We start from the raw sequence: 14,354 nt of genomic DNA, 5'->3' as shown, positions 1-14,354 counted from the left end.
AGGTCCACGTCGTCGTGACCACCACTCTGCCCGCCACCGCCGCGGAACCGCGCCCGACCGGCTCGCGCCGCCGTCTCACGCTCTCGACGCTGCGGGGGAGCACCCTCCTGCTCGTGCTCGCCGCCCTCGTCGTCGTCTTCTCGCTGCAGTCGCCGCTGTTCTTCACCTACGGCAACTTCGTCTCGATCCTGCAGGCCTGCGTCGTCGTCGGCCTGCTCGCGCTCGGGCTGACCGTCGTCGTGCTCACCGGAGGCATCGACCTCTCGTTCGCCTCGGTGATGGCACTGACGAGCGTGACCGCGGGAGCCATCAACGTCTCGCTCGGCATGCCCGCGGTCGTTGCCGTCATCGTCGCCCTCGTCGTCGGGGCCGCCTTCGGCGCGCTCAACGGGCTGCTCGTTGCCATCACACGGCTGCAGCCGTTCGTTGTGACCCTCGGGACGTACTCGATCGCGCTGTCGCTCTCGCTCGCCGTCTCCGGTGGCGGCCCCATCCAGGGCCTGAGCGAGGACTTCACCGACCTCACCGCTTTCCGCGTCGCCGGCATCCCGACGGCCGTGTTCGTCTTGGCGCTCATCGTCGCGGTGCTGTGGGTCGCGACCCGCAAGACCCGGTGGGGACGGTTCGTATACGCGACGGGCGGCAACGAGAGCGCTGCGCGCCTGGCCGGCGTGCGCATCAAGCGCATCAAGTTCAGCGCCTACGTGCTGTGCGGACTCACCGCCGCCGTTGCGGGCGTGCTCAACACCAGCACCCTTCAGGTCGCCCAGCCCCAGCCCGGATTCAACCTCCTGCTGACCGGCGTCGCCGCCGTCGTCGTCGGGGGCGCCTCGCTGACCGGCGGTATCGGCAGCATCGGCGGCACGGTCGTCGGCGTCGTCCTGCTCGCCGTGCTCTCCAACGGGCTCAACGTGCTGACCGTGGCGCCCTTCTGGCAGAACCTGGTGCTCGGCGTCGTCATCATCGGCGCGGTGCTCCTGAACGAGACGGTGCGCGCCCGCTCGGCGGAGTCGGGCTCGTGATCGACGTCGTCGACGCGCACCACCACCTCTGGGTGCTCGGCACGCCCGGCCAGCACTACGCGTGGCTCGAAGACGCGCCGGTCGAGCGCTTCCACGGGCCCGACGCGCCGCTGCGCACCGACTACGAGCTCGACGACTTCCGCGCCGACGCAGAGGGGCTCCGCGAGATCGGCATGCGTCTGGTCGGCTCGGTGCACGTCGATGCGGGCGCGTCCGACGGCGTCGCCGAGGCGCGCTGGATCTCGCAGCTGCGCGAGTCGGAGGGGATGCCGCAGGCCATCGTCGCCGGCGCCGATCTCCTCGCCGCCGACGCCGAGGAGCGTCTCCGCGCGCTCACCGACATCCCGGGCGTCGTCGGCGTGCGCCACATCCTCAACTGGCACCCCGATCCGCGCTTCACCTACACCGCACGCGCCGACATCATCAGCGACCCCGTGTGGCTCGCGAACTTCGCCGCGCTCGTTCAGGCGGGCCTGTCGTTCGACGCGCAGGTCTACCCGGATCAGTACGCCGACCTCGCGCGGCTCGCACGGCAGCATCCCGAGGCGCAGATCATCCTCAACCACACCGGCATGCCGATCGGACGCAGCGACGACGAGATCGCGCGCTGGCGGGTGCAGCTGCGCGCTCTGGCCGCCGAACCGAACGTGTCGATCAAGATCTCCGGCCTCGGCATGGTCGATCACCGGTGGGATGCCGCCTCGCTCCGCCCCTTCGTCCGTGAGGCGATCGAGGCCTTCGGCGCCGAGCGCGCCATGTTCGCCAGCAATTTCCCGGTCGACAAGCTCTACTCCTCGTACGCACAGCTCTACACGGCGTTCGACGAGCTGACCCGCGATGCCTCGGCATCCGAGCGGGGCGCCCTTTTCGGGCTGACCGCCCGACGCATCTACCGCATGGGTCTCCTCGGCCCGTCCAGACAGGAGACGACACGATGAAGGCGCTGACTCTGCAGGAGTTCGGCCGCATGGCGGTCGTCGAGCATCCCGACCCGCGCGCTGAGGACGGCACTGTCGTCATCGCGGTCGTCGCGACAGGCATCTGCGGCTCGGACATCCACGGTTACACGGGGGAGAACGGCCGCCGCTTCCCGGGGCAGATCATGGGCCATGAGACGGTCGGACACATCATCGAGGTCGGTGGAGGGGTCGATGGCCTCGCGGTGGGCGACCTCGTCACCGTGAACCCGGTCGTCATCCCCGCCACCGATACGGATGAGTACCGGGGACGCGAACAGCACCACCCCGATCGATACGTCATCGGTGTGCGCGCGGATCTGCCCGCCGCCTTCGCCGAGCGGCTGTGCGTTCCGGCGCGTAATGTCGTCCGCCTTGCCGACGACCTGCCTCCCGACTACGGCGCGCTGATCGAGCCGCTCGCGGTCGCCGTGCACGCCGTGCGCCGGGTCGGCATCGCACCCGGACAGAAGGTGCTCGTGCTCGGCGGCGGACCGATCGGGCAGTCCGTCGTGCTCGCGCTCATCATGGCCGGGGTCACCGACATCGTCGTGAGCGAACTGGATGCCGGGCGGCGCGATCTCATCTCTCGCCTCGGCGCGACAGCGGTCGACCCGACGAGCTCCCCGCTGGTCGCGTCGGTCGAAGGCGTGTTCGGTTCGCTCGCCGACGTCACGATCGATGCGGTGGGCATCAGCCGCACGCTCGAGCAGGCGCTCACCGCAACGCGGTTCGGCGGGTCGATCTCCCTCGTCGGGATGGGAGCGCCGACGGTGGAGCTCTCGGCGTTCCGAGTGAGCACCGAGGAGCGCACGATCGTCGGCAGCTTCACGTATTCGTCGGAGGACTTCGACGACGCGGCGCACTGGATGTCGACGGCGCCCGCCGCGGCATCCGCCCTCATCAGCGAGGTGGTGTCGCTCGATGACGCCCCCGCGGCATTCGCGCGACTGGCGCACTCCACGACCACGCCGGGCAAGGTGCTCGTGCGCTTCAACGAAGGGAACGGCGATGTCTGAGCTGCGGATCGCGCAGGTGCGCGCCTACACGCTGCGCGGCGGCGGGGCCGACTATCACGACCAGCCGGAAGGGCACTGGATCGACGACCACATCGCCACGCCGATGTCGGTTTATCCGGAGTTCCGGCAGTCGCGGCAGAGCTTCGGCATCAACGTCCTCGGAACTCTCGTCGTCGAGATCGAATCCGAAGACGGCACGGTGGGCTTCTCGGTCACGACCGCCGGCGAACTGGGCGCGTTCATCGTCGAGCGTCACCTCGCGCGGTTCGTCGAAGGTGCACGCGTCACCGACATCGAGCGCATCTGGGACCAGATGTACAAGTCGACGCTGTTCTACGGACGGCGCGGTGTCGTGCTGAACGCCATCAGCGGCGTCGATCTGGCGCTGTACGACCTGCTCGGCAAGATCCGTCAGGAGCCGGTGTTCGCGCTTCTGGGCGGCGCCGTCCGCGACGAGCTGGTCTTCTACGCCACCGGTGCGCGACCCGATCGGGCGAAAGAGCTCGGCTTCATCGGCGGCAAGATGCCCCTGCACCACGGGCCGGCCGAAGGTGAGGAGGGCATGCGTAAGAACCTCGAGATGATCCGCGACATGCGTGAGCGCGTCGGCGGCGACTTCTGGCTGATGCTCGACTGCTGGATGTCGCTCGACCTCGACTACGCCACCCGGCTAGCGCACGGAGCCGCCGAGTACGGACTGAAGTGGATCGAGGAGGCGCTGCCGCCGGACGACTACTGGGGTTATGCGCAGCTGCGTGCCCAGGTTCCGCCCACGATGCTGGTGACCACGGGTGAGCACGAAGCGACGCGCTGGGGCTTCCGTCACCTGCTGGAGATGAAAGCGGCCGACATCATCCAGCCCGACGTGGGGTGGTGCGGCGGGATCACCGAGCTGGCCAAGATCTCCGCCCTCGCCGATGCGCACGGCGTCATGGTCGTGCCGCACGGCTCGTCGGTGTACTCGTACCACTTCGTCGTCACCCGGACCAACAGCCCCTTCGCCGAGTTCCTGATGATGCACCCCACCGCGGAGGAAGTGGTTCCCATGTTCTCGCCGATCCTCGACGGTGAGCCGGTGCCCGTCGACGGCCGGCTGAAGGTGCCCGAGACGCCGGGATTCGGCGTGTCGCTGAACCCTGACATCCCGACATTCCGTCCCTACACCCACTGATCCGGCATCCGGAGATCCGGCATCCACTGATCTCGCCGACGGCGAGGAGAGAGAGCACATCATGAAGCTGCGTCGACTCGGGCCCCAGGGCGCGGAGATCCCCGTGGTGGAAGACGGCGGTCGCTACCTGCGCATCGACGCGCTGACCGCCGACATCGACGGCGTGTTTTTCGCCGGTGGTGGCCTGGAGCGCGTGCGCGCCGCGCTCGCCGCCGGAACGCTGCCCGAACTCGACGGTGCGGCGCAGTTGCGCGTCGGAGCGCCGATCGCTCGGCCGACCGCTGTGCTGTGCATCGGGCAGAACTACGCAGCACACGCCGCCGAGTCCGGCGACGCGCCCCCCACCGTGCCGATCCTGTTCTACAAGCACCCGAACACGGTCGTCGGCCCCTTCGATGACGTCGCCATTCCGCCCGGTGCGGTCAAGGTCGACTGGGAGGTGGAGCTCGGCGTGGTCATCGGGCGCCGCGCGCGCTATCTCTCTTCGCCCGCGGAGGCCTTGGACCACGTCGCGGGCTACGTCGTCAGCAACGACGTCTCCGAACGCGCGTATCAGGTCGAACACTCGGGCGGGCAGTGGTCGAAGGGCAAGAGCGCCGAGACGTTCAATCCGCTCGGACCGGCGCTCGTCACAGCCGACGAGGTCGGCGACCCGCAGAATCTGCGGCTGTGGTCGCTCGTCAACGGGCAGCCCCGACAGGACTCCCACACCGGCGACATGATCTTCTCCGTCGCCGAGATCGTCCACCACCTCAGCCAGTACGTCGTGCTCGAGCCGGGCGATCTCATCAACACGGGCACGCCGCAGGGTGTCGCGCTTTCGGGACGCTTTCCCTATCTCTCGGAGGGCGACGTCATGGAGGTCGGCATCGAAAGGCTCGGCGCCGCACAGCAGCGACTGGTGGCCGCGTCGGTGCCCGCCTGACCGGTCGCCGCTTTCCTGTCGCACTCAGCACGGGAATCATTAGCGTCAAGACATGGGGCATTGTCCTGAACGTCCTGACGATGCTGCTGATGGTCCTGCTGTGGTTCTGGATCCCGACGTACGGATAGGGCTCGCTCAGCCGCCCTGCGTCGCGAGCGATCCGATGATGACGGGCGCTCTATTCGCCTCGCACGCATCTGTGATGTCGCGCACGGCTTGACGGTACGTCTCGCTGGCGGGCATCTCTCCGGCATCCGCCAACGACTCGACGGCGCGGATCGTGGGGGTCACCGGCGAGGCGCCGCGGGGAACCACCGACCACACCTGCTGCAGTGCGACTTGCCGCGCGTCGTCGTCGGCTTGGTCGATCGTCCCTTTCGACAGCAGCGCTCTGTCGCCGCGCACTACTGGTCGTCGCGATCACCGGGGATGCATCGTGCAGAGGGGGCGCTGCGCGGCTACTGCGGCGCGCGCACCGAGCTGAAACGCGTGCGGCGACGCAGCGCGAAGCCGAGACGCTCGTAGGCGGCGATCGCGCCGGTGTTGGATGCCGCGGCATGCATCAGCGCCCGGTCGCCGCGCTGCTGGATGTGGAAGGCCACATCCAGCACGAGCCGCGAAGCCAACCCCTGACGGCGGTGGTCCTCATCGACCGCGACGGCGCTGATCTCGGTCCAGCCCGCGGGATGCAGGCGCTCGCCCGCCATCGCCACGAGGCGCCCGCCCCGGCGGATGCCGACGTAGCGCCCGAGCTCGTGGGTGCGCGGGCGGAACGGACCGGGTTGGTTGCGGGCAACGATCGCGAGCATGTCCTCCACATCGTCGGCACCGAGCTCCACAGCCTCTTCGTCCGGGCGCGTCGATAACGCTGGCGTCTCGATCAGCTGCACACCGTCGCCGCCGCCGACGAACTCCCACCCGTCCGGCAGCTCGCCGTCGAAGCCCGACAGACCGAACTGCTCCCCGGCATCCACGATCTCGCGCAGCGCGTCCCAGACCGCGGGGTCGTCCCACGTGCGCACGGCGACGAAGGGCGCGACATCGTCCGGGTAGCGGCGGGCGAGGTCACCGCCGATGGCGAACGCGGCGTGCGCTCCCGTCAGCGACGACCACGCCGCGTTGTCGAGTGCGGCGTCCCGCGCAGCGGCGTCGTCGGAGAGGGTGGAAGCGAGAAGATCGATCGAGACATCGGGCACCACACCACTGTCCGCCGCAACGCGCGAACACGCAAACCGACGCGATACCGCCACCACGCCGAGGCGCCGTCCTCGCACGCGCACGCCTGCGAGACTGTTCACGTGCCGGGTTTCCATCACGTCGAGCTGTGGGTCGCCGACCTCGCAGAGGCTCGCCTCGAGTGGGGCTGGCTGCTTGCGCAACTCGGCTTCGAACGCGACAGCTCGTGGTCCGAGGGGGAGTCGTGGAGCGCCGGAGGGGCGTACCTTACGCTCACGACGTCGCCGAACCTCTCCCGCGCCGCGCACGATCGCCGGGCGCCTGGCGTGAACCACCTGGCCTTCCACGGTGGAACCCGCACGCGCGTCGACGCCATCATGGCCGCCGCGCCCGCGCAGGGGTGGACGCCGCTGTACCACGACCGCTATCCGCACGCGGGCGGTCCCGACCACTACGCCGGCTGGCTGGAGAACTCGGCGGGCGCCAAAGCCGAGATCGTCGCCGACGGCAGCTGATCGCGCGCGGCTGCGAGGATCGACGCATGGCGAGCTCTTTCACGGTCACCACCCGCGCGCGCGTCCCCGGTGAGCGGCTGTTCGACCTCTCGCTCGACATCGATGCGCATCTGGCGTCGATGTCGGCATCCGAGGAGCGCGCGATCGATGGCGTGACCGCCGGCGGGATCGGGCTGGGGGAGACGGTGACGTGGCGGGCGCGCCACTTCGGCATCTGGTTCACGATGACCGTACGCATCGCGGAACTCGACCGACCCCGACGGTTCGTCGACGAGCAGACCCGCGGCCCGTTTCGGTCGTTCCGGCACGAGCACGTGTTCGACGACGACGACGGCGGTGGCACGATCATGACGGACACGATCACGCTCTCCTCGCCCGTCTTCGGGGCGCTCGCAGAGCGGCTGATCCTCGTGCCCTACCTGCGGGGGCTGATCGTGGAGCGCAACCGGCACCTCGTCGACGCGCTCGACGCGCGGTGAGCGGTCTCCCTCGTCAGAGCACGGCGAGGACGAGCCAGGCGAACAGGATGCCGATGACCAGCGCTCCCGCCCACGACATTGCGGCGGCGGCGTACCAGTTCTGCCGCAGCTGCAGGTCGAGGTAGCGAGGGTCGTCGCGGGGAGTGCGGTCGAGCGCGCGGCCGGTGACCAGCATCGCGGGAAGGAGCAGCACGACGCCCAGCACGAGTGCCACCAGCTGCAGGAGAGCGGCCGACGACGCGTACCCCGGGGCGGCGACGTTGCGCAGCGATGAGAGGGCGGCAGCGATGTCTTGCGGACCGCAGATCGCGATCAGCGCCACCGTGCCGATCACGCGCACGACCACGCGCGCCGCGGCATCCGTCGGCGTCGGACGCCTCTGGGGCAGAGGTTCGCCGTGCTCGGCCCGCCACGACTCGCGCGCGGTGCGCCGCTGCAGCAGCGGCCACAGGAGCAGCGCGACCATGCCGGCGAGAATCCAGGCGAACACCTGGTTGGCCGAGACGGCGATGCCGAGCTCGCGCGCTCCGAGGATGCCGCCGATCCACAGGGCGATGACGAGAGGCACCGAGAGGCAGACCGCGGCGATCACGACGAGCGTGCGCACGACGCCGCGGCGACGGGGGGAGCCCGCGGGCGGAGCCGTCTCACCAGACGACGGCGGAGCACTCACACGGTCAGTTTACGAGCGGAGCCGTGCTCATGCCGCCGCGAGATCGCCGCGGACGATCGCCCACACCTGCTTGTCGTGGAAGACGCCGCCGTTGAGCCACGCTCCGCGCAGCGTGCCATCGAGGGTCATCCCCAGTCGGCGGGCGACGGCGGCGCTGCGCTCGTTGTCGGCCCGGCAGCGCCATTCGGCTCGGTTCAGACCGCGCTCGCGGAGGGCGTAGTCGACGAGCACCCGGGATGCCGCGGTCACCAGCCCCCGCCCCTCGGCAGCCGGTTCGAGCCAGCATCCGATCTCGCACTGGCCCGCGGCGGAGCTGAAGCTCACGAACATCACGCCGCCGACCAGCTGCCCGTCGTTCCAGATGCCGAACAGGCGCCCTCCGTCGTCGGCCGCGCTCTGCGCGTACCGCTGCAGGGTGGCGCGGGCGCCGTCGACGGTGTCGGTGACGAACGAGGCACCGACCCACGGACGGATGTGCTCGCGCGCCCGGTCCAGATGCGCGGCGAACTCCTGGGCATGCCAGACCTCGAGCGGTCGCAGCGTGGCGGTGGGGGAGAGGTCTCGGCGGAACATGGCACCTTCCATAACGATCGTTATGTGGGGCAGTCTAGACCCATGTCCCTTACCGAGCGCTCGCGCAGCGACCGGCAGGCCGAGGTGGCCGAGGCGGTGTGGCGCGTGCTCGACCGCGACGGCTTCGTCGGGCTGTCGCTCCGTGTCGTCGCGGCGGAAATGGGCGCGACCACCGGCACGGTCACCCACTACTTCCCGTCCAAGGATGCGCTCGCCGATTACGCGCTGGAGCTGCTCGCCTCCCGGCGGGCCGAGGGCGACACCGCCGCGCCGTCCGAACCGCTCGCGGCGTTGCGGACGGCGCTGCTTGGCATGCTGCCGCTGGATCCGGCGTCGCGGTCGGCGACGCGCATCTGGGTGAGTTCGTGGGATGCGGCGCTCGCCGACTCTCGACGCGCGACCTCCCATGCTCAGCGTTACCGCGACAGTCGCGACAAGCTCACCCGCCTCGTTGCCGACGCGATGAACGCGGCGCCGGGCCGCCGGCAGGTCGACCGCGATCCGAACACGACCGCCGAGTTGCTGCACGCGGCGATGCTCGGTCTCGCGACGCAGGCGGTTCTGGACCCCGTCGTATACCCGCCCGAACGCCTGGCGCAGCTCGTGGACGATGCCATCGCCCGCGCGGTCGCCGACCCGATCGTCACCGGTCAGCACCGCACGGGCGACAGCACGCCGGCTCAGGCGAGCGGTTCGTAGACCTCCGTGACCAGCTCGTCGGCGCTGACTTCGGCGGGCGTGTTCAGGTAGATGTTGAACGCACGTGCGGCGACCGTGTCGTCGCTGCGCACGCGCAGTCCGTCATCGGCGATCCGCCTGTTGATCAGATCATGGGCTGCCGTGATCTGGTCGTACGGGCCGACCACGCGCGCCACGAGGCAGTCGCGCTCCGGAAGCTCGACGATCTCGAGGGGCGCGTCGACCCGCGTACCGGGCGCGACCGGCACGAAGATCGACAGGTCGACGTCACGCTCGGTGTACTGATCATCGTGTTCGATGACCCCGCAGGGTCCGATCGGCGTGATCGACTGGGCGCTCAGCGCGGGCATCATGCGGCCCCAGAGCTGACCCTCGTCCGCGTAGGTGGGGACGGTGCCGCGGAGGCTGGCGAGCGTCATCGCGGGGACGGTCGTGCGGCTGACGGTGATGGTCATGGTGGCTTCTCCTTGCTCGAGCAATCTGTTGATGAGAGAGACACGTCCCTGGGCCGCGTGCTGTTCCTCGAGCAGGGTCTCGCGCTGCAGGCGCAGCGCGTTCGTCCACTCCGGCGTGTGGCGGGCGGCGAGGAGGATGCCGATGGCGGAGACGCCGAATCCGATGTCGCGCAGGTTGCGGATGTCCGCGGCATCCTGGAGCTGTCCTGCCGCGTACCGCCGATACCCGCTCGCGGGCTCGACGTGCGCGGGGACGAGAACCCCGTGGAGATCGTAGTGGCGCAGCATGCGCACGGACAGGCGGCTCAGCGAGCTGAACTGTTCGATCGTCATGAGATCCGTGGTCTCGGTCATGGATGTCATCGTGGCGTCTGACACGGTGTGAGAGTCAAGTCCGGGATAGAGTCGGCGCCGTCACGGACAGACCCGAAAGCCTGAATTCTCGGTGAGCCCACCGAAAAGAGCCCGCCTCGACAGCAGTCGGGACGGGCTCTTTCGTGACTCTGGATCAGAGGGCGCGGATGTTCGCAGCCTGCATGCCCTTGGGGCCACGCTCGGCGTCGAATTCGACCTTCTGGTCTTCGCGCAGCTCCTTGAAGCCGTCGCTGACGATTGCGGAGAAGTGCGCGAACAGGTCGGCGGAGCCGTCGTCCGGCGCGATGAAGCCGTAGCCCTTCTCGGAGTTGAACCATTTCACGGTGCCAGTGGCCATCGTGTCTTTCCTTCTGTTTTTCGGGCCGCCGGAGCGACCGGGTGTGCCGCGTCGACGAATGCGACGCGGACGTGTGTGGGTCGATGCGGAGCCGGCGAGCGCTGCGGTGACAGCGGCGCGCGCGGCGTCCAGGTCGAGGTGGATGCCGAGGTCTTGCCCCTGAGCGCCGCAGGCGCGCGCGCCGGCATCCGTGTCATGGACGAACCCGGCGTACTCGCCGAGAACCGTCGCGACGTGCACGTCGTGATCGGCCTGGCGCCAGGTGACCTCGTGTGAGGTGAGGAGAATCATCAATCGTTTCTGTGCACATCGTCACAGGACGTGCAGGCGGCGAACAGATGCCGCGGGTAGGAGGTGGTGGTCCGAGTGGTGAGCTCTCGACGTCGAGAGGGGTGGGACGGACCCGCGCCCGAGATGCGGGACACACCAGCTTAGCACGGGCCTCTGCTCGTCGCTGGGCTCCGCCTTGCATCGACGGAGGGAGGGGTATAACTGCAGGAATGCGTCGTCCTTTTCCCGCGCCCTTCGTGACGGCGCTGTTGTGGGGCACGTCGCTCAATCCCCTCAACTCCTCGATCATCGCAACCTCGCTCGTCGCGATCGCCGCCGCCTTCCAGGTCGGCGCAGGACAGACGGCCGCTCTCGTCGCTGCGGTGTATGTCGCCAGCGCCGTCGGGCAGCCCGCCATGGGGCGCCTTGCGGGCCAGTTCGGACCACGTCGCATGCTCGTCGTCGGGTTGGGCGTCGTGACGCTGGCCGGCGTCATCGGCGCACTCGCTCCCATCTTCGCGTGGCTCGTCGTCTCGCGGGCGCTCGTGGGCATCGGCACCGCTGCCGGCTACCCCTGTGCCATGGCGATCATCCGCACCCGTGCAGACGCGGCGCGCACCGGCATCCCGGGATCGGTGCTCGGAGGCATCTCCATCGCCAGTCAGGTCACGGCCGCGCTGGGTCTGCCGGTCGGTGGCTGGCTCACGGCGGCGTGGGGGTGGCCCGCGGTGTTCGCCGTGAACGTGCCGCTCGGCCTCATCGGGGTCGGCCTCGTGCTGCGGTGGGTACCTCGAGATCCGCCGCGCACCACGAGGGGCGCGGGCTCGCTCGTGCAGGCGCTGGACCCGGCTGGCATGGCCTTGTTCGCCGCCGCTGTGATCTCGCTCATCGCCGCGATCTCCGACATCCGGCACGTGTCGTGGATCGCGCTCGTGGTCTTCGTGTTGTCGATGACGGCGCTCGTCGTGTGGGAGCTTCGCGCGTTCGCCCCGTTCATCGATGTGCGGATGCTGCGACGCAACGGACCGCTCGTGCGGACGTACGCGAGACAAGCTCTTGCGCTGATGGCGGCATACGCCGTGTTGTACGGCTACGTGCAGTGGCTCGAGCAGGGGCGTGGTCTGGATGCGACGACGAGCGGACTGATCATGCTGCCGATGAGTGCCGTCGCGGCGGTCGGCGCCGCCGTCATCTCGCGCGACGCCCTCATCCGCGCTCCGCTCGTCGTCAGCGGTGTCGCCATGCTCGTCGGCGGTGTCGGGATCGTTCTGCTCAACGCAGCAACGAACGTCATCGCCCTGGTCGCGCTCAGCATCGTGTTCGGGGTGGTTCTGGGCATGACCACCACGAGCAACCAGGCCGCGCTGTACACCCAGACGACCGCCGGTCAGATCGCCGTCGCGTCGGGCCTCGCACGCACCGCGGGGTATCTGGGCGCCATCTTCGCTTCGGCGCTGATCGCGCTGGCCTTCCCGCAGGCCGCTTCGGATGCCGGCATGCACACGATCGGCTGGGTCATCGTGGGCACGGCCGTCGCCGTCCTTCTTCTCGTCCTCGCCGATCCTCGCGTGCCGCGGCGGGGGTAGCGGCGGACGGTCCGGACGGAGCGACGACGGCTGTCATAGGCTCGACGCATGCGACGATCTCTGCCTGCCGCTCTGACGCTCGCCGTTCTCGCCTCCACGATGGCTCTGACGTCGTGCGCCGCGGGCGGGCCTGCGCCCGCTGCCTCGACGACGGCCGCCGTCGCGAGCCCCACGCCGTCCGCGGCGACGAACGGGCCCGCCACCATCGCCGCGCCGAGCGTCTGCGACGCCGTCGATCTGAAGGCGGATGCCGCTGTCGCAGGCGCCGACCTCGCCGCCTGCGTCGTGGGCTTTTCGAAGGCGGCGGGCAGCGGCCATGAGACCTTCTCGGCATCCGACGGCACGACGGGGACGGCGGACTTCGTCTTCGGCGATGCTCCTGCCCTGTCCGGAACGGTCACGAGCAGCGGCGGCACGACGTCGTTCGTGCTCACCCCTGATGCCTCCTGGGTCACGATCGACGGGGCCTGGGTGCAGGGAGACGCGACGAGCTCCGATCCGAAGAAGATGCTGGCGGGCACCATCGGGCAGGCCTACCGGGCGTTCGCCGACCCGTCGGCCACCGCATCGCTCATCTCGTCCGCGCCGACCTGGACGGTGCAGAAGGACCAGGATGTCGTCGACCTCCCCGACGGCACCCAGGCGCGCGCCTGGCGTGTGCAGGCCGACGCGCCTTTCAGCGCCGTCGGCGCCGACGTGCAGGAGATGACGCTCTGGCTGACCTCCGGGCACGTGCCCGCCGGTGTTCAGGCCACGGTGTCGGCGGCCGGCACGCAGACGACGACCACGCAGCACTTCTCGGGCTGGGGGATGCCGGTCAGCATCGCCACGCCGCAGCCGTGAACGTCGCGGACGGCGCCGCCGCCCCCCTCTTGCTCGAACCCTGCGGGGCGGATGCCGTGGCCGATCTCACCGCGTTCCTCCGCGAGGTCGACCTGACTCTCAGCGGGCTCGACGAGCCGGACGTGCGCCTGTGGATCGAGCGCGACGCCGAGGGCCGGATCGTCGGGAGCACGGGCTACGAGCTGAACGCCGCCGGGGATGCCGTTCTCGTCCGCAGCGTCGCCGTCCACCCGCGTCAGCGCGCCGCCGGTCGCGGAACGGCTCTCGCCCGCTTTGCCCTGGCCCGTGCGGCCGACGAGGGGGCCACGACGGCGTGGCTGTTCAGCCGCCGATCCGGCGGGTTCTGGCAGACGCTCGGCTTCGCGCCCGCAGACCGCGACGAACTCGCCGCGCTGTTCGCCGAGACCCACCAGGTGCGGATGTTCCAAGAGAGCGGTCGGCTGAGCATCGAGGTGGCCTGGTCGATGCCCCTGGCGTGAGTCGACGCCGCGGCGTCCTGCGCGCTCACCAGGGGATGGGCTCGCCGTGGCGGTCGAGGTACCGCAGTCCCGGGATGCCGCGCTGATGCTCCACGGTCGCGACGAGTGCGGGGATGCTCTCGCTCACGGTCAGCGGGGCGCCGGTGCCGCCCATGTCCGTCTGCACCCAACCCGGCGCCATCAGCAACAGGGGCCGGTCGGTGCCGCGCCGAGCGGCATAGCTGCGCATGAGCTGGTTGAGCGCGGACTTGCTCGCCCGGTAGACCTCGAAACCGCCGGTCTCGTTGCGACCGATGCTTCCCTGGCCGGAGGACATCACCGCGATCGTCGCGTCGGGACCGAGCAGGTCGTCGAGGCCCTCGATGACGCGCAGCGGCGCGATCGCGTTCGTGAGCATCGTCGTGACGATATCGGCATCCGACATGTCGATCGCTCGCGCGTCCTGCGGGGCGAGCGACACCCCGGCGACCACGAACAGCACGTCGATCGCGCGGCCCCGCAGGTGCGCAGCGAGACGGTCGTGCAGCGCCGCGATCTCGCCGGTCGACGTCACGTCGACGCGCTCGATGTGGAGGGCATCGCTCCCGGCTTCGCGGAGGTCGTGAAGCGGTGTGTGAGCGTCGCTACGTACGGTGCCGTACACCTCGTAGCCGAGGCGGAGGTACTCCGTCGCGACCGCGACGCCGAGGCCGCGGGAGGCGCCGACGATCAGCGCGATCGGTCGGCCGGGGGTGGAGTTCTTCATCGTCTACGTCCTTTCGCTCAACGGTTGTTGAGTCGAGGCTATCACTTCGCTCAACG

At 69.7% G+C, this 14,354-nt stretch carries 18 protein-coding genes; 11 read left to right on the top strand and 7 right to left on the bottom strand.

The window, feature by feature from the left end; genetic code table 11:
- Positions 1-14 precede the first annotated feature (14 nt).
- The 5 genes from PP359_RS14545 (at position 15) to PP359_RS14525 (ending at position 5,093) form a co-directional block, all read left to right on the top strand.
- Positions 15-1,022 carry an ABC transporter permease gene (locus tag PP359_RS14545; RefSeq protein WP_433718560.1) on the top strand — a complete coding sequence of 336 codons (1,008 nt, stop codon included), beginning with the start codon at positions 15-17 and terminating at the stop codon, positions 1,020-1,022.
- Positions 1,019-1,960 (top strand): amidohydrolase family protein, encoded by a 942-nt coding sequence (locus PP359_RS14540; RefSeq protein WP_167487256.1) that lies wholly within the window; start codon positions 1,019-1,021, stop codon positions 1,958-1,960. Before PP359_RS14545 ends, PP359_RS14540 begins: the two co-directional genes overlap by 4 nt.
- Complete coding sequence (locus PP359_RS14535) at positions 1,957-2,997, top strand: zinc-dependent alcohol dehydrogenase (protein ID WP_135950101.1); 1,041 nt, start codon at positions 1,957-1,959, stop codon at positions 2,995-2,997. Before PP359_RS14540 ends, PP359_RS14535 begins: the two co-directional genes overlap by 4 nt.
- The gene (gene rhmD / locus PP359_RS14530; protein WP_499250919.1) at positions 2,990-4,168 is read left to right on the top strand and encodes an L-rhamnonate dehydratase; all 1,179 of its coding nucleotides are present in this window, start codon (positions 2,990-2,992) and stop codon (positions 4,166-4,168) included. The genes PP359_RS14535 and rhmD overlap by 8 nt, the downstream gene beginning before the upstream one ends.
- A 61-nt stretch (positions 4,169-4,229) precedes the next feature.
- On the top strand, positions 4,230-5,093 hold the full coding sequence (locus tag PP359_RS14525; protein ID WP_036317216.1) for a fumarylacetoacetate hydrolase family protein: 864 nt from the start codon (positions 4,230-4,232) through the stop codon (positions 5,091-5,093).
- Positions 5,094-5,228: 135 nt separating this feature from the next.
- Here PP359_RS14525 and PP359_RS14520 read toward each other — a convergent pair whose 3' ends face one another.
- Both PP359_RS14520 and PP359_RS14515 read right to left on the bottom strand, forming a co-directional pair.
- Positions 5,229-5,498, bottom strand: coding sequence for a hypothetical protein (locus PP359_RS14520; RefSeq protein ID WP_036317219.1), 270 nt, complete (start codon positions 5,496-5,498; stop codon positions 5,229-5,231).
- A gap of 53 nt (positions 5,499-5,551) precedes the next feature.
- Positions 5,552-6,289: a GNAT family N-acetyltransferase gene (locus PP359_RS14515; RefSeq protein WP_433718556.1), complete on the bottom strand. Its 738-nt coding sequence runs from the start codon at positions 6,287-6,289 to the stop codon at positions 5,552-5,554.
- Positions 6,290-6,391: 102 nt separating this feature from the next.
- Here PP359_RS14515 and PP359_RS14510 point away from each other — a divergent pair, with 102 nt between their 5' ends.
- Together PP359_RS14510 and PP359_RS14505 are read left to right on the top strand one after the other, a co-directional pair.
- Complete coding sequence (locus PP359_RS14510) at positions 6,392-6,784, top strand: VOC family protein (protein WP_036317222.1); 393 nt, start codon at positions 6,392-6,394, stop codon at positions 6,782-6,784.
- Positions 6,785-6,810: 26 nt separating this feature from the next.
- Positions 6,811-7,263, top strand: a complete 453-nt coding sequence (locus PP359_RS14505) for an SRPBCC family protein (protein WP_036317225.1) — start codon at positions 6,811-6,813, stop codon at positions 7,261-7,263.
- A 13-nt stretch (positions 7,264-7,276) separates the two neighbouring features.
- Here PP359_RS14505 and PP359_RS14500 read toward each other — a convergent pair whose 3' ends face one another.
- On the bottom strand, positions 7,277-7,936 hold the full coding sequence (locus tag PP359_RS14500; protein ID WP_433718554.1) for a hypothetical protein: 660 nt from the start codon (positions 7,934-7,936) through the stop codon (positions 7,277-7,279).
- Positions 7,937-7,963: 27 nt separating this feature from the next.
- Entirely contained in the window at positions 7,964-8,509 is a 546-nt protein-coding gene (locus PP359_RS14495) for a GNAT family N-acetyltransferase (RefSeq protein ID WP_135950090.1), read from the bottom strand.
- A 42-nt stretch (positions 8,510-8,551) separates the two neighbouring features.
- Here PP359_RS14495 and PP359_RS14490 point away from each other — a divergent pair, with 42 nt between their 5' ends.
- A complete protein-coding gene (locus PP359_RS14490) occupies positions 8,552-9,208 on the top strand; it encodes a TetR/AcrR family transcriptional regulator (protein ID WP_433718551.1) in 657 nt (218 codons plus the stop codon).
- Here PP359_RS14490 and PP359_RS14485 read toward each other — a convergent pair.
- Positions 9,190-10,017, bottom strand: a complete 828-nt coding sequence (locus PP359_RS14485; RefSeq protein ID WP_499250918.1) for a MerR family transcriptional regulator — start codon at positions 10,015-10,017, stop codon at positions 9,190-9,192. The genes PP359_RS14490 and PP359_RS14485 overlap by 19 nt on opposite strands.
- Positions 10,018-10,171: 154 nt before the next feature.
- Complete coding sequence (locus PP359_RS14480) at positions 10,172-10,666, bottom strand: cold-shock protein (protein WP_499250917.1); 495 nt, start codon at positions 10,664-10,666, stop codon at positions 10,172-10,174.
- Between the two features lie 209 nt (positions 10,667-10,875).
- Between PP359_RS14480 and PP359_RS14475 the strand changes: the two genes are divergently transcribed.
- From PP359_RS14475 to PP359_RS14465, 3 genes are read left to right on the top strand one after another with little or no spacing between them, the layout of a single operon-like run.
- Positions 10,876-12,231, top strand: coding sequence for an MFS transporter (locus tag PP359_RS14475; protein ID WP_433718548.1), 1,356 nt, complete (start codon positions 10,876-10,878; stop codon positions 12,229-12,231).
- A gap of 48 nt (positions 12,232-12,279) precedes the next feature.
- Positions 12,280-13,074 carry a hypothetical protein gene (locus PP359_RS14470; protein WP_433718546.1) on the top strand — a complete coding sequence of 265 codons (795 nt, stop codon included), beginning with the start codon at positions 12,280-12,282 and terminating at the stop codon, positions 13,072-13,074.
- Positions 13,071-13,553 (top strand): GNAT family N-acetyltransferase, encoded by a 483-nt coding sequence (locus PP359_RS14465; protein WP_433718545.1) that lies wholly within the window; start codon positions 13,071-13,073, stop codon positions 13,551-13,553. Before PP359_RS14470 ends, PP359_RS14465 begins: the two co-directional genes overlap by 4 nt.
- A gap of 25 nt (positions 13,554-13,578) precedes the next feature.
- On the opposite strand, the gene PP359_RS14460 is transcribed toward PP359_RS14465, so the two are convergent.
- Positions 13,579-14,298, bottom strand: coding sequence for an SDR family NAD(P)-dependent oxidoreductase (locus tag PP359_RS14460; protein ID WP_433718543.1), 720 nt, complete (start codon positions 14,296-14,298; stop codon positions 13,579-13,581).
- Positions 14,299-14,354 lie beyond the last annotated feature (56 nt).

Origin of the sequence: Sphingomonas sp. BLCC-B65 (assembly GCF_028550675.1) — a bacterium.
Lineage (GTDB): Bacteria > Actinomycetota > Actinomycetes > Actinomycetales > Microbacteriaceae > Microbacterium.
This window is presented reverse-complemented; position numbering and strand designations above follow the sequence as displayed.